This is a genomic window from Photorhabdus heterorhabditis, assembly GCF_018448905.1.
Classification (GTDB): domain Bacteria; phylum Pseudomonadota; class Gammaproteobacteria; order Enterobacterales; family Enterobacteriaceae; genus Photorhabdus; species Photorhabdus heterorhabditis.
On sequence record NZ_RCWA01000017.1, the window covers coordinates 67985 to 83442 of the forward strand.

General features: G+C 34.4%; 14 protein-coding genes. 11 read left to right on the forward strand and 3 right to left on the reverse strand.

The window, feature by feature from the left end; genetic code table 11:
- The first annotated feature begins 69 nt into the window (after positions 1-69).
- From EAE89_RS12640 to EAE89_RS12680, 9 genes are all read left to right on the forward strand, one after another.
- A complete protein-coding gene (locus EAE89_RS12640; RefSeq protein WP_054479765.1) occupies positions 70-912 on the forward strand; it encodes a phage tail protein in 843 nt (280 codons plus the stop codon).
- 95 nt (positions 913-1007) lie between these two features.
- The gene (locus tag EAE89_RS12645; RefSeq protein ID WP_214085986.1) at positions 1008-2903 is read left to right on the forward strand and encodes a contractile injection system tape measure protein; all 1896 of its coding nucleotides are present in this window, start codon (positions 1008-1010) and stop codon (positions 2901-2903) included.
- 9 nt (positions 2904-2912) lie between these two features.
- Positions 2913-4997: an ATP-binding protein gene (locus tag EAE89_RS12650; RefSeq protein WP_214085987.1), complete on the forward strand. Its 2085-nt coding sequence runs from the start codon at positions 2913-2915 to the stop codon at positions 4995-4997.
- Between the two features lie 24 nt (positions 4998-5021).
- On the forward strand, positions 5022-5966 hold the full coding sequence (locus tag EAE89_RS12655) for a Pvc16 family protein (protein ID WP_214085988.1): 945 nt from the start codon (positions 5022-5024) through the stop codon (positions 5964-5966).
- 66 nt (positions 5967-6032) lie between these two features.
- Positions 6033-6932 (forward strand): cycle-inhibiting factor, encoded by a 900-nt coding sequence (locus EAE89_RS12660; protein ID WP_214085989.1) that lies wholly within the window; start codon positions 6033-6035, stop codon positions 6930-6932.
- 306 nt (positions 6933-7238) lie between these two features.
- Positions 7239-8165, forward strand: coding sequence for a YwqJ-related putative deaminase (locus EAE89_RS12665; RefSeq protein WP_214085990.1), 927 nt, complete (start codon positions 7239-7241; stop codon positions 8163-8165).
- A gap of 68 nt (positions 8166-8233) precedes the next feature.
- Positions 8234-9070: a hypothetical protein gene (locus EAE89_RS12670; RefSeq protein WP_214085991.1), complete on the forward strand. Its 837-nt coding sequence runs from the start codon at positions 8234-8236 to the stop codon at positions 9068-9070.
- A 438-nt stretch (positions 9071-9508) separates the two neighbouring features.
- A complete protein-coding gene (locus EAE89_RS12675; protein ID WP_214085992.1) occupies positions 9509-10402 on the forward strand; it encodes a hypothetical protein in 894 nt (297 codons plus the stop codon).
- Positions 10395-10796: a DUF1240 domain-containing protein gene (locus EAE89_RS12680; protein ID WP_262499980.1), complete on the forward strand. Its 402-nt coding sequence runs from the start codon at positions 10395-10397 to the stop codon at positions 10794-10796. Before EAE89_RS12675 ends, EAE89_RS12680 begins: the two co-directional genes overlap by 8 nt.
- 49 nt (positions 10797-10845) lie before the next feature.
- Here EAE89_RS12680 and EAE89_RS12685 read toward each other — a convergent pair whose 3' ends face one another.
- Positions 10846-11325 (reverse strand): Hcp family type VI secretion system effector, encoded by a 480-nt coding sequence (locus tag EAE89_RS12685; protein WP_054481540.1) that lies wholly within the window; start codon positions 11323-11325, stop codon positions 10846-10848.
- 544 nt (positions 11326-11869) lie between these two features.
- Between EAE89_RS12685 and EAE89_RS12690 the strand changes: the two genes are divergently transcribed.
- Together EAE89_RS12690 and EAE89_RS12695 are read left to right on the forward strand one after the other, a co-directional pair.
- A complete protein-coding gene (locus tag EAE89_RS12690) occupies positions 11870-12766 on the forward strand; it encodes a hypothetical protein (RefSeq protein WP_214085993.1) in 897 nt (298 codons plus the stop codon).
- Complete coding sequence (locus tag EAE89_RS12695; RefSeq protein ID WP_338049416.1) at positions 12759-13196, forward strand: DUF1240 domain-containing protein; 438 nt, start codon at positions 12759-12761, stop codon at positions 13194-13196. The genes EAE89_RS12690 and EAE89_RS12695 overlap by 8 nt, the downstream gene beginning before the upstream one ends.
- Positions 13197-13245: 49 nt before the next feature.
- On the opposite strand, the gene EAE89_RS12700 is transcribed toward EAE89_RS12695, so the two are convergent.
- Positions 13246-13725: an Hcp family type VI secretion system effector gene (locus tag EAE89_RS12700; protein WP_214085994.1), complete on the reverse strand. Its 480-nt coding sequence runs from the start codon at positions 13723-13725 to the stop codon at positions 13246-13248.
- 320 nt (positions 13726-14045) lie between these two features.
- A complete protein-coding gene (locus EAE89_RS12705) occupies positions 14046-15326 on the reverse strand; it encodes a GntP family permease (protein WP_244866415.1) in 1281 nt (426 codons plus the stop codon).
- Between the last annotated feature and the right edge of the window lie 132 nt (positions 15327-15458).

The following is a 15458-nucleotide window of genomic DNA, read 5'->3' on the forward strand; positions in this document are numbered from 1 at the left end:
GGTATATTATTGAGTAGTAATATCCACATGGGTATTTAAAATAATTCGATACTATATGAGGTAATAAAAATGGAAAAAGAACATAATCTACCAAAAGCGGAAGATACTAAGAGTGAATCAAAAAATCTCTCAGTAAAATATTTAAAAGATCGTTTTAAAGCCGGCAGTATTCCATTACAGACTGATTATGAATATTTAATTGATATGGCTGATATTGGCCGCAAAGCAACCGGGCAAGCGCCTGGACAAGCCGATAATCCAAATTCAGCGCTGAAACTGGATGAGCATGGTAGATTAGTGGTTAAAATCAAGACTGGGAATGGTATCACTGTTGATTCAGATGGCATTAGTATTAATCCAAACCAAGTATTCCCTAAAGGAATGATTGTGATGTTTTCAGGTTCAGAGAATGAAATCCCACCAGGTTGGGCTTTTTGTAATGGTGATAACAAAACCCCAGATTTAAGAAACCGTTTTATTATGTGCGGTGAAACCCTTTCTGAAAAAGGCGAAAGTAGTAAAGCCAGTGGTAGTGGAGATAAGAAAAACTCCTTCAAAGATACAGAATCAATTACAGTTTCTGTCAACGTTAAAGTAGAAGATACTATACTGGATATCTCACAAATACCTAAGCATAAACATATTCAATGTCTTCCTTATCATAGTGATGGAGGATTTGGATATTCCCATGTTAATTGGGGGAAAACACCATACCGAATAGATAATACACCTAATTCGTCACTTTGGCACAAAGATAAAAATAGTAATTATGATGATCTGCATCCACATACATCAGAAGTTGGGGAGGGAAAAGGACATAATCACCCAGCAACAGGATCGTCTTCTCCACATAGCCATAAAGTTGACGTGGTTCCGCCTTACTATTTATTAGCCTTTATTATAAAACTTTAATTTTATTCCACACTGGCAGATTCATGTCATCTATACCCAGCAGCAGCTTGAAAGATGAAGGGTATATTCTTATTAATTAGAAAGGAAATATTTATATGATTTCTGAGAAAAATCAGCTGGATCAGATTACCATTAATATTGACGCTGATAATCAACAGGAGGCTAAAAAAGTATTGCATGGTTCTCTACTAAATAAAGTCAATATATATCAGCTATTTAACTTATATTTTAATGAATATACTATCAATCAAGATATTTGTTTGGAAAAATTATCATTGGATCTTGGTACAATAAGCTTGCATGATTTTAATTCATTGTTTCCGATTAGGCTTAATGCTGCGCTAAATAGAGTATTTAGCCAATGTTATAAGGATAATAATGAAGAAAAAATCTTTCAGGAAGATCCAATTATATTAAAAAATACCAATAAGCCTCCTTCACTTAAGGATAATCGTTTAATTAATATAGAGGAGTTTATTCATTATTTATCTCAAAAAGATTTTAAATTAAATTCAAAAAAAGTAATGCTAGATAATATCAATGTCAAACAGTTAATTAATCAATTAACGCGAATGGAAAGTCATTTAACATTATTATTAGCAAAAAGCTGTTTATCTGAATATCGTTTGCAACGACTTTTGTCTATCAATCAACCGGCTTTATTAACTGCCATTAATTGCAAATTATTAGAGGATATAAATATATCACAGCATCAGGAAGAATTAGTTTCCGCTGGTCAACTGATATTGAATGCGCTGGGATATATGCAGTGGCATAATATACAAGAAATAATCAAGCCAGATACGCAAGTGATATCACGTATTATCGTTGACCTCAATCAAGGGACGCTTAATGTTGTACCTATTCTTACGTTATTTCGTCAAGTTATCGTGACTAATCATTCGTTATTACATGAGTGGCTGGTACAACTTTGGCAAACAGATCTCATTCCGCAACTTTGCAAAAAACACCTCTCTATTCAGCAATATGAAACTTTAGTTAATCGTTTTAGTGATCAAGAGCAAACTTTCAGAGAACATGCTTTCCGTAAAACAACGGAAGTTAATCTTCTATTGGCTCAGTTATTACAGATATTAGCAATGGAGCCTCAGCAAGATTTACCACCATTAAATCAGCATCAACTTTCATTAATAGCTACAGCGATTCAAACAGGGGAGGTCAAAACAGAAAATATTCTCCAGCTATTGCAACATCCGGTGTTATATAACAAAGCAGGTACAGCGTGGTTAGCCCCATTATGGCAATTGACTCCTGTTTCACAACTCGGTAAAAAATATCTTTCTGCTGAACAATATCAACATCTTTCGCAACGCTTTATATCAAATAATGCGGATCAAAAATTAATCTCTCAAGATCATTCAATATTATTAGCATCAGATAACCTATGTGTTAAAGATAATCACTGTAGTCAATTGCAAACTATTAACAGACCACGCATTTGGCCGGATTTATTGACTGAACAAACTCCTTTATATCAAGTAAATAATGCTGGAATATTAATTCTATGGCCGATGTTGGCTACATTATTTAATCATTTTGGTTTGCTTGAAACACAACAATTTATTCATCATCAGGCTCAGTTTAGTGCAGTTGATTTACTGGACTACCTGATTTGGGGAGACGAAGAGAGGCAAATAGAACGAAAGACATTGAATAACGTATTGTGTGGCTTAATGGTCAATGAAGATAATGAATCAATTTTTCTTGAGCCAGAAAAACGGTTGATAACAGAGCAATGGCTGGATGCCGTTATCGCCCAACTTCCTGGCTGGAAAAACTTAAGCCGTAATGACGTCCGGCAACTGTTTTTACAACGGCCAGGTAAGTTGCTCATTGGTGAACAGGAAATCAAAATCATAATCCAACGTCAGACATTTGATCTGCTATTAAATGACTGGCCATGGCCGTTACATATCGCAAAACTTCCCTGGCTGAATCAGCCTTTATCCATAGACTGGCAAAATATTTAAAAGGTTTATATGAATTCTTTACTCAAAAATAACCATTATATGATGGCTGAGTTACGTTGGATTTATCCTCATTTGGAACGTATTGATCTATTATTGCAGCATTACTATTATCAAAAGAGAGATAAATACGACTCTTTGCCAGAGAGTTTTTTACTTGACGAAGATAAGGTAGATCAATATTTGGTACAACCGCAGGGCATTCCTCATTGGTTATCTGAGGAAAGTAATATTGTTAGCTACCCAGAAACTGAAAAGCACCTTGCCTCTAATGCTTTGTTACTATTGGTCGAACGTTTTGAACTCACTGAATTTGAATGTGATGTTTTACTGTTAGGTTTATTGCCACATTTTGACAGCCGCTATCATGCGCTGTTTGCTGCTCTGCATGGTAATAGCAAAAGACAATGGCCCAGTTTTGCTTTAGCGATTGAATTATTTAGTGAACGTCAAAGTGATCAACAATTACTGCAAAACTGCTTCTTACCACCCACGCCATTAATTAGTCATCATTTATTACTACTCAATAATGACGAGGAGTCTATCTGGTTACAAACGCAATTTTTAACTCACAGTGCAATTTGGCATTTTTTATTTGATCAGCGAGTTATTTTACCTCCTTTAATAACCTGTGCTTACTGGTGTACTCCTGCATTACACATTTGGTATCCGCCAACGCTTTATCGTCAACTTGAAAAAATATTATTGAATGAAGCAGACGAGGTGTATCCACTGGTAATACTCAGAGGAAAACAGGCCAGCGCCAGAGAATTAGCGGTGAGTAATATCATGGTGTCTCATGGCATTAATACGTTAATCCTTGATTTAGCTCGCCTGCCAAATGAAGAGAACTCAACCACAATATCTGACTTGTTAAAAAACGCAGTACGGGAAGCCCGGTTACACGATGCCTGTTTATTAATCCGCAATTTTTCTTTGCTTACCGCAGAAAAGAAAATATTAAATAGTGAATTATCTATTTTGCTGAACCAACCAAAATTACGCGTAGTTTGTTTAGTAGAATCAAGAGAATCATTAATGTGGATTAAACATCTGTCCATGGTGCAAATTAATATGCCTATGGCAACATTGACAGAAAAAGGAATCATGTTAAAAACAAGTTTACCGAGTAATTCTTCAGATGAGATTAATATCGCTAAATTATGTCAGCGTTTTTCATTTACAGCCGAAACATTACCCTTAATTCTTAAAGAGGCTTGCCAATACCAAATACTCCGGCAACCACAAGGTCAATTAGAAGAAATAGATTTGTACAAGGCATTAAGTTTCCGCGCTCAACAGAATTTCGGTAAATTAGCCCAGAGAGTTACCCCAAAACGCCACTTTAATGATTTAGTGATTTCGGATGAATTGGTCCAACAATTAAAAGAAATTATCGCGGCAATTAATTATCGTGACCAGATTCTGAGTTCTGGCTTTCAGGATAAAATAAGCTATGGTACCGGTATTAGTGCTTTATTCTATGGTGAATCAGGGACGGGAAAAACCATGGCGGCAGAGGTTATTGCTGGGTATCTTGGTGTTGATCTGATTAAAGTGGATCTTTCTACTGTTGTAAATAAATATATCGGTGAAACTGAGAAGAATATTGCCCGTATTTTTGACCTGGCGGAAGCTGATTCCGGGGTCCTGTTTTTTGACGAAGCCGATGCATTATTTGGCAAGCGCAGTGAAACTAAAGATGCTCATGATAGACACGCTAATATTGAAGTTTCTTATCTTTTACAACGATTGGAGGATTATCCGGGATTAGTCATTTTAGCCACTAATAACCGCAGCCATCTGGACAGTGCATTTAATCGCCGCTTTACCTTTATTACTCGTTTCACTTATCCTGATGAAATATTGCGTAAAAAAATGTGGCAGACCATTTGGCCTGAACAAGTTAGATTATCGGATGAGATTAATTTTGAACATTTGGCTAAACGGGCAGATCTAACCGGAGCCAATATTAGAAACATTGCTTTATTAGCATCGATATTAGCAGCCGAAAATCATAGCGTTAAAATTGAAAATAAATATATAGAACGGGCCGTGATACTTGAATTAAATAAAACGGGTAGATTGATTTTTTAAACATTTAATAGAATTGGAGTTAATATGATAAATATAATTGAACCTGATAATGCAATCGTTGAGGTTAATAATGCATTAAATACAATCTTATCTCAGTATTTAAATATTTATGGTCAGAAAATTGATATCCGTTTTGATCTACCTGAAATGGAATCAATTCCATCATGTCCTACAGTTAGTGTATTTCTTTATGATATACATGAAGACCTACAACTACGTTCTGCCGAACCCAGGAGTTATTGTCCTGCCTCCAGTACATTATTGCCGGGATGGGTAAATATTAATTACAACTACTTAATTACTTATTGGCATTCAAATAAGCCATCAGGAGATAGCGCCAATCCTGATAGCCAGCCTAATAATCAAGCTGCGAAAGTCATGACATGTGTTTTGAACGCATTGGTTAATAACCGGCAATTACCTACAATTCCTGGGGCATATACCAGAGTGATCCCGCCGCAAGAAAACCTAAATAGCCTGGGTAATTTTTGGCAAGCTCTCAGCAATCGCCCTCGACTTTCTTTGTTGTATTCAGTCACTGCCCCGGTAAAACTGTTAAATATGGATGCTATAAAACCCGTTAGCCAAATTTTCTCTTCTGTAAATCAAAAATCGGGTCTGGACAGTTCACAAATAAATCAGGTTCTGGCAGAGAAATTGTATTTAGATTTGGGTGGCACAGAAGATGCACGTTTTGCCCTTACTAAAGTGAATCTAAAAACTGAATTCACCGTAAAGAATAATGAAAATCGGGAAAATAAAAACGTTATTCTTAATGTTTCTGGTATTACCTATTCGAATTATTTATCAAAAATAAGATATATTCTTTCAACTTGGAAAAATAGTCATAGTGCCATTGTGAATGTAAGTGATACCGGTATTATTATTGAGGAATATTCTGAAGAATTAATTGAAATACAAGATAATAAATTTTTAATTTATTATCCATTAATTAAAAATGGAATGTAAATAATTTATTAATTAATGTATTGTTCCTTTTTGATATATTTTTTAATAAATGTAATAGGTGGTAATATGATGCGAGAATATAGTAGCGAAGATGATTGTGTAAAAGAAAAAACAAATTTAGTAAAATCTGAAAATGCAAAGGAAGATAACTATCTGGACATAGATTATCTCACTTGTTTAGTTAATCTAAATGGTATGCCAGAGCAAAAAGATCCTAGATTAAACTCCGAAAAGTTAATAGATGATATTATAAAACTACATAATGATCCCAAGGGAAACAAATTACTCTGGAATGATAATTGGCAAGATAAAATCATCGATAGGGATCTGGAAAACATGTTTAAAAAAATTGACGAAATGGTTTCTGCCTTTGGTGGGCTTGAAAGTTATAAAGATATAGTTGGAGAAAATCCTTATGATCCTACGGAGCCAGTTTGTGGTTATTCTGCACAAAATATATTTAAATTAATGACTGAAGGAGAACATGCTGTTGACCCGGTAAAAATGGCGCAAACAGGAAAAATAAACGGTAATGAATTTGCTGAAAAACTGGAACAGCTCAATGACTCAAATAATTATATTGCATTAATTAATGACCACCGACTTGGACATATGTTCTTAATTGATATTCCATCAATGAATCGGGAAAGGGTAGGATATATCTATCAGTCAGATTTGGGAGATGGTGCATTACCCGCCCTTAAAATAGCAGATTGGTTAAATTCCAGAGGAAAAGAATCGATTGATTTGAATAAATTAAAGAAATTTTTAAGTAATGAATTCATTATGCTACCTGAGAATGAACAAAGAGAGTTAATAGCTGAACTTCTTGATCTAAATAAAGATATATCCAATGTGAAGTTAGGTGAAGTTAAAAAAGATAAAGTGGTGGATATTTATTTAAGAGAATATGATATCAATGATTTCATTAGCAATATTGAAAAATTAAAAACCAAACTAGCTTAATTTATCTGTTATTTATGGAAGCTTGAAAATATTTAAATTTCCTATATTAACAATAATATATAATTTTTCATGATATTTAAAAGGTTAAATTTGGCAGTTTTTTATTTACTTGGCAATATTTTTCATTATCTGATTTGTCAGAAATTTCTTTGTTCCTTTTGTAGCATATTGAAAAGTGTGACAATGTTTTTTGACTAAAGTAGCTGTTCAGAACGCTCTTTATCTAAATTCTTATAATTGAGACGTCAGAACATCGTAATGATAATTTTAGGTGTAATAGGATCAACCAATAATAGAGGTTTATAAATGTTCCAGAATCGTATTCGTAATGAAAAAACAACTCAATCTGACAAAGGAAAAACTTTAGATAGAATGACAGATTCATTATGTCTGGAAATTCCTAATGTAGAAGCGGTAATGTTAGCTTATAGGAAACTTACTGGTAAATATAAAGCATTTAGTGATAAAACAAAATTAATCCTAGATTCTTCAGAAAAATTTGGGAAGTTAAAATATGCGAAGCAATGTAAATTCATTATGCCAGGTTTAAACGAAAATGGTGTTTATAATGGAAGTTTTATTTATTCAAAAAAATCTTTGCAAGATTTTTCTGCTCATGCAGGATATGAGCATAATGGTCATTATAAAGATGAATTTGTCAATTTTAAGGATAATAAGGGAAATTTAGCAAAAGGAAAGCTGTTTCCTGGTATTAGCCTGATTGAACGTCGTAAACTCTCAATAGTAAAAAATAAAGAAGGAAAATGGGAATACAAAGAAATTGACGAGGCCGAAGTTTATGAAGTCACTGACATTGAGAAATTTATTTCTGGGGTTAGGGGTATGTATCGACAGGGAAACACATTTTTGCATGCAGAAACAGAGGTTTTGATTAGAAAGCATATTATTAACAATGAAAATATATTACCTACGATGGCGGGTATTGCTGGTTTGCATGCGGAGGTACAGGCACTTAACAACTTATTTATTTTAGGAGATAAAGGAACAGAGAAACGCGAAAAATGGAAATATATACGAGATATGTTGGAATCATCTATTTTTACCCAGCGATTGACAACAGTAAATGCTGGGAAAGATTTTGCTGCTTGCCATAATTGTTCTGGGATATTGTCATCACCAGTCAATGTTATTACCGGGAAGGTAGAAAGTGCAGGGGGGGATTTTTCATCAACATTATCTCGATATAATATGTTACAAGAATCTCCAATATAAAAATATTGTGAATTTGGAAGTTGATTTTCCTAATATGCTTTTTTAACCAGAAATTAATAGGTGAGAATATGGAAAGAGAATATAGTGAAAAACCAAAAAATCTCTCGCAGTTAAGTCGTAAGACTGCAATAAGTGAACGTAGAGCAATGTTTGAGAGAAACGCATCATCTAACAACGAGCAACTTGTTCCTCAGTTTGCAAGATCCTATACATCCAATAGATCTGTTGTAAATATTAATCCAGGAAGATCGTCGATTGCTGTCGCTACTGAAAATTCAACATCACCGGTTAATATCCCCACGCCAGCAGCTGCAAGTTCTGATAAATTATTATCATTAAATAGTTGTGATACAACGTCTTCAACTTTAACTGTTGGCAAATATAAGTTAGAGCTGACAAGTCAAGGAAAAGTCGTTGTTTTTAGAGGGGATAATCGGACTCCTGAACAGATCGTAGCAGCAGGTGGATTCTATCCATGGTCAAAACAGGATGCGGGTAAAATTAAAAAAGAGTTAATAGATGAATTTATTACAATTGGGCCTTCAGCTCATATGATGGGGCATGTCAGAAGTCCAAATAAAAACTATGTTTCAACGGGTATGAATATGGATTCAGGTGGATTTGGAGAGCAATCTAACTATCTGTATAAGATGGAAATCCCTGGATTAAAACCGCAGGATATGAATGAAAGAACTTTTGGTGAAAAAATTAGACAAGATAGCAGGGGAATTAATTACCCTCACTTTTTAATGAACCATTTAACGCTTGCAGAATCAGAGTTTGTCGCCATGATACCAGCACGCTCTGAAGAGCTTACATTTATCACTCCTATTCCCCTTAGTTATATAACCTCGTACAGGAAAAGAGGCACAAATACATGGCTTCCAATGCCACTTAAGAAATAAAATCCTGCAAAAATTACAGAGTTATTAATACGCTGTTCAGCCTCCCGAGTTAAGGAGGCTGGATGATAAATTATTAATGATTTTGTGTTTATACCCAATAGATTTCAAATTGAAGCGCGGCGGCAAGAGAACGCAGCCAACAAAGCAGCAACTTGAAAGATGAAGGGTATATAGCAAGGCGCTGCCAGAAACTGCTATCCCGAGAGTCAATAGATTACGTTTCCCTTTTTAGCTAGCGCCTTATATGGTGTCGTCATGAGAAATAGACGATGCTCATAGCAGATATTCTTCATGACGATATTATCTAAAACAGAGTGTCAGTCCTCAACAAGGAAACTTGATCAGGTTCACAAAAGTTCAGAAAAACTAAAGAAAAAATAGCTGAGTCCCATAAGATATGGAATATCAATTAACTATAAATATCAATGGAGTTATAAAGTGAAATATGATCCACGATTAAGAACATGGGTTGAAGATGATTTTGATTATGAAAAGAATTTTAAAAAACAAATGGATTATATCAATTATAAAGATCTTGAAAAGCAACTGAATGAAAATATAGATTACCATGCCTTATTAGATCAGGATGAAGCTATAATTTTTTTGAAAACATTAGGAGGTGATTTTAAATCATATCTAGATGATATCTATTCAGTAGCTGATCCTTTGTCAAGTTTTGCTGGAAGCATAAAAGATGCTCCTGGAGTTTTTAAAGTAGCAAAACATTTTAAACCTATAAATATAGGAATAATTGCTCATATAATAAATGAATTAAAAGGAAAAGGTGTAATAGCTAAAGAATTTTTAGGTAAAAATGGTGTGAGATATATAAAATTATCTGGTTATCCAGCGGTTAGACAATATTTAAATGCAACAAGATACCTTATCAATAATAAAAAAATACTGGAAGTTGGAGTTGGTTCTGTGGCTATGGAAGGTAGTATTGCTTCAGGAGTTAGGTTCGGTATTGTGTTTTCCGCTGCATATAGAGCAGTTGAATTAATGCTTAAGGATGAATATAACCTAATAGATTTTTATGTTAACTTATCAATGGATATGGCAAAGTTGATTGTATCGACAACAATAGCTAGGCTTGCTGTTGGAGCAATAGTAACTTCGCCAATTTTTGCTATTGGGGCTAGTGCCACCCTTGTGGCTATTGGTATTTTTGCTCTTGGAGTTGGTATTGCTTATGTTTTATATTTGTTAGATAGCAAATATAAAATTAGTGAAACTATAATTAAAAAACTTAAAGAGTATAAGATAAAACCACCTACACCTTATCACCCAGACCAATTTTTTAGCATGTGGGGTAGATACTCTCGTGGATAATGTAAGTAGATTAAAAGTATTTGTAGTCGCAGTAGCATTTATGTGCGTTGCTGTGATTGCTGGCTTAGCATCAATAAATGATTATATTTCGTTTATAACTAGAAATGAAATTGTTACGTTTTCAACTAAAAGCGCTTGGTTTATTTGGGTTAGTCCATTATGTATGTATTTTTCTTTATTATTATTCAAGTACCTTATAACTAAAGAAAAAGTGGTATTCAATAATAAAATAGGGAGTATTTTTGGTATTTTAGCAGTAATAGGATTTGTTTTTAATTTGTTTTTTTCTTTTTATGTTGATTTTAAGTTAAAAAATGAAAAATATTCTTTATGTGCTAAATCATCATGGATGGAACCTAATAAATATGTAAAAGACATATCACTCTGTAAATAAGCATAGCATTTGCTATGCTTATTAGATGAGACTTATGGAGCTTATTTTATTAATAGGCTCTGTCTTCCCATATACTATAGGCTGATGTGCCGGCTGTTATATGATTCCATGAAATTGATTTATAATTTAGAAAAACTCTTTCATATGGCATGGCATCGAAATTATTTATAGAATGTGGATATACACAGGAAATATCAGTAAGAGTAGCTTCAATTATTTTAACTTCATAAAACAACTCTAATTGCCCAGTTTGACCTGTTCTGTAAAAAATAAAATTACCATTTAGCGATTCATTTGAATCTATTGCCATAGCTAACAATGGTGATGACTTATCTACTGGCTTAATGAACTGTATGGGTTGATGACTAACATTCTGCTGTCTTGTTATTGTATGGTTTAAACTCAGTACCTGTATTTGATCCTCGTGTCCATTTTGATACCTATTTCCTATTGAATCTAGGGTTGAACACCCAGCAGAGATTAGCCCTTGTTTTTTACCATTCAGAGACAAATAAATCATGTATGACATAAAATTACTATCCTAATTTTTTATAATTTAACCTAATATTCTAGGTAAGTTAAGTATGTAATCTAATACATAAGTAAAAGTTACAATAGTAATATAAATCAAGAAATAGAAATTTAAAATATTGTTTGTTACTTGCATTTAAGTTGAATGTAAAAATGGTGATTCAAATCACCATTTTTATTGATGATTTTGTGTTTATACCCAATAGATTTCAAATTGAAGCGCGGCGGCAAGAGAACGCAGCCAACAAAGCAGCAACTTGAAAGATGAAGGGTATAAGCAAGGCGCTGCCAGTAACTGCTATCCCGAGAGTCAATAGATTACGTTTCCCTTTTTAGCTAGCGCCTTATATGGTGTCGTCATGAGAAATAGACGATGCTCATAGCAGATATTCTTCATGACGATATTATCTAAAACAGAGTGTCAGTCCTCAACAAGGAAACTTGATCAGGTTCACAAAAGTTCAGAAAAACTAAAGAAAAAATAGCTGAGTCCGATAAGATATGGAATATCAATTAACTATAAATATCAATGGAGTTATAAAGTGAAATATGATCCACGATTAAGAACATGGGTTGAAGATGATTTTGATTATGAAAAGAATTTTAAAAAACAAATGGATTATATCAATTATAAAGATCTTGAAAAGCAACTAAACGAAAATGTAGATTACTACGCCTTATTAGATGAAAATGAAGCTATTATCTTTTTGAAAGAATTAGGGTGTGATATTAAATCATTTCTAAATGATACTGCGTTTCCAGTAACTGATGTTTTGTCAAATTTTGCAGGGAATATAAAAGATGCGCTTGGGGTTTTTAAAGTGGCAAAAAATTTCAAGCCTATAAATATTGGAATTTTTACGCATATAATAAATGAACTTAAAGGAAAGGGGATAAAAGCTATAGAATATTTGGGAAAGAATGGAGAAAGATATATAAAATTAACTGATCGTCCAGGTATTAGAAAATATTTGAATGCTACAAGATATCTTATTAATAATAAAAAAATAATGGAAGTTGGGATAGGTTCTGTGGCTATGGAAGGTAGTATTGTTAAAGGGGCTAGGTTTGGTGTTATATATTCTGCTGCATATAGATCTGTTGAATTGATGTTTAAGAATGAGTATGATTTAACTAATTTTTTTGTTAATTTATCGATGGATATGGCGAAGATAATTGTCGCAACTATAATAGCAAAAGCAACAGTTGCAGCAGCAACTTCGTTTGTTGTTACTGCTGCTCTTAGTACTACTGCTATAGCTATCGGCGTTTTCATAATTGGGGCGCTTGTTGTTTGGGGGTTAATGTGGTTAGATGATGAATTTAAAATTAGTGAAACTATAATTAAGAGATTAAAAGAACATAAGGTAAAAACTCCTATAAGTACTTATCATCCCGATCAAATTTTCAATGCTTGGGGAAGGTATTATCGTGGGTAATAAAAGCACTCCATCTAGAGTAAAGATATTTATTTCTGCATTAATATTTATGAGTGCTTCGGTTATTGGTGTGTTAGCGTCGACAATCGATTATAGAGGGTTTTTAACTAGAAGCGATATTATTACATCTTCAACCATAAGTGCTTGGTTTATTTGGTGTAGCCCATTGTGTATGTATATATCCATATTGTTATTTAAGTCTCTTTTAAATAATAATAAGGTGTTTTTAAGTAATAAAAAAAAGATAAATTTGAGTAGTAATAGAATTGGAGGTCTGGTTACCTTTATAGCGATATTTGGATTTATTTTTGCTTTGTTTTTTTCTTTTTATGTTGATTTTGAACTAAAAAATGAAAATTATTTTCTATGTGATAAATCATCATGGATGGCAACTAATAAGTATGTAAAAGACATATCACTCTGTAAATAAGCATAGCATTTGCTATGCTTATTAGATGAGACTTATGGAGCTTATTTTATTAATAGGCTCTGTCTTCCCATATACTATAGGCTGATGTGCCGGCTGTTATATGATTCCATGAAATTGATTTATAATTTAGAAAAACTCTTTCATATGGCATGGCATCGAAATTATTTATAGAATGTGGATATACACAGGAAATATCAGTAATAGTAGCTTCAATTATTTTAACTTCATAAAACAACTCTAATTGCCCAGTTTGACCTGTTCTGTAAAAAATAAAATTACCATTTAGCGATTCATTTGAATCTATTGCCATAGCTAACAATGGTGATGACTTATCTACTGGCTTAATGAACTGTATGGGTTGATGACTAACATTCTGCTGTCTTGTTATTGTATGGTTTAAACTCAGTACCTGTATTTGATCCTCGTGTCCATTTTGATACCTATTTCCTATTGAATCTAGGGTTGAACACCCAGCAGAGATCAGCCCTTGTTTTTTACCATTCAAAGACAAATAAATCATGTATGACATAAAATGACTATCCTAATTTTTTATAATTTAACCTAATATTCTAGGTAAGTTAAGTATATAATCTGATGCATAAGTAAAAGTTACAATAGTAATATACCTGTTATCTTTCAAGTTGCCTCTTTGTTGGCTGCACTCACTCACCCCGGTCACAGAGTTATCTATGCTCCCGGGGATTCGCTCCCTTGCCGTCGCGATCCATCTTGAAATCTATTGGGTATATAAATCAAGAAATAGAAATCTAAAATATTGTTTGTTACTTGCATTTAAGTTGAATGCAAAAATGGTGATTCAAATCACCATTTTTATTGATGATTTTGTGTTTATAACACCAGATCCAGGATGATGACACCACATAAGCCAATTACCCATGCAATCGTGGTCGGTACTGACCAGACAATCATCTGTTGTTTCACATCTTTAATTCCCATCATCCGGTTAACTACCCAAAACAGGCTGTCATTAAAATAACCAAAGAATAGTGAACTCATAGTTGCTGCTTGTGCGGCGACCAGCATATTGATCCCCGGAATCTGACTAATGATCGGGGCAGAAATAGACGCTGCGGTAATCATTGCCACGGTACCGGAACCTTGAATTAAGCGAACCAGTGTTGCAATGATAAATGGAATCATCACCGGTGTCAGAGGTAGGCTTGCTATATGTTGTGCCAGCATAGTACCTGTGCCACTTTCACGTAGTACCGCACCTAACGCACCGCCAGCTCCTGTCACTAATAAAATAATACCAGCAGTCTGTAAACCTTCTTCCAGTCGATTAATCACTTCATGTTTATTGATTTTTGGCATTAAGGTATAAACGGCCAACAATACGCTGATTGATAAAGCAATAACGGGTGCGCCAAGGAAATCAAATGCTTGAAAATAGAAGTTGTTTTCTTGTCCAGTAAAGGTTTTAGTACTTAATAGCAATCCATTAATAGCTTTAATGAAGATTAAAACGATAGGAACGATAATCGGCAGCAGGGAGAAAAATAGACCCGGTAGTGATTTATTCGCTTTTTCTTCCATATAGCGCTGATGGATTGCTTGCAGATCCTGAGCTTGTTCTGCTTCATCAGCTGGCTGAAATTCTGGATATTTTATTGCCAGCCATTTGGCATAGAACACAATGCCAATAACACAAGGAACTGCCAGCACCATTCCAGCTAGCATCATAGCGCCGATATCTACGCCAAAGATACCTGCGACACCCAACGGCCCTGGAGTGGGCGGGACGGCATGATGGGTAACAACTAATCCACCTGCCAGGGCTACCCCGAGAGTCAGTAGATTACGTTTCCCTTTTTTAGCCAGCGCCTTAGCTAATGGGTAGAGGATAACGAAAGCAGAATCGACAAAAATTGGAATACTGACAATATAACCGGTAATTGCTAAAGCCCACTCTTCGCGTTTTTTACCCAACCACCTAATAAAGCTGTAAGCTATCTGTTCAGCAGCGCCAGAAACTTCCAGCACTCTTCCCATCATGACACCTAAACCGATGACAATACCAATACTGCCGAGTGTAGAACCGAAGCCTTTAGCAAAAACCGCCGTAAACCCTTGCCTAGTGCGGGCGGGGATATAAGGCGAAAAGCCCAAAGGGTTTTAGGTCTGGCTACTCCAACGTATCCTGACTGAATTGATATCTGCCTGTAAAACAGGCTAAAATGAATGCACTTTATCAATGAGCGCTGAATATGTTAAGAGCGACCAAAGTCCGCATCTACCCCA

Coding starts and splice junctions, on each gene's coding strand:
- EAE89_RS12640 (WP_054479765.1), top strand. CDS start 70: ATGGAAAAAGAACATAATCTACCAAAAGCGGAAGATACTAAGAGTGAA.
- EAE89_RS12645 (WP_214085986.1), top strand. CDS start 1,008: ATGATTTCTGAGAAAAATCAGCTGGATCAGATTACCATTAATATTGAC.
- EAE89_RS12650 (WP_214085987.1), top strand. CDS start 2,913: ATGAATTCTTTACTCAAAAATAACCATTATATGATGGCTGAGTTACGT.
- EAE89_RS12655 (WP_214085988.1), top strand. CDS start 5,022: ATGATAAATATAATTGAACCTGATAATGCAATCGTTGAGGTTAATAAT.
- EAE89_RS12660 (WP_214085989.1), top strand. CDS start 6,033: ATGATGCGAGAATATAGTAGCGAAGATGATTGTGTAAAAGAAAAAACA.
- EAE89_RS12665 (WP_214085990.1), top strand. CDS start 7,239: ATGTTCCAGAATCGTATTCGTAATGAAAAAACAACTCAATCTGACAAA.
- EAE89_RS12670 (WP_214085991.1), top strand. CDS start 8,234: ATGGAAAGAGAATATAGTGAAAAACCAAAAAATCTCTCGCAGTTAAGT.
- EAE89_RS12685 (WP_054481540.1), bottom strand. CDS start 11,325: ATGTCATACATGATTTATTTGTCTCTGAATGGTAAAAAACAAGGGCTA.
- EAE89_RS12700 (WP_214085994.1), bottom strand. CDS start 13,725: ATGTCATACATGATTTATTTGTCTTTGAATGGTAAAAAACAAGGGCTG.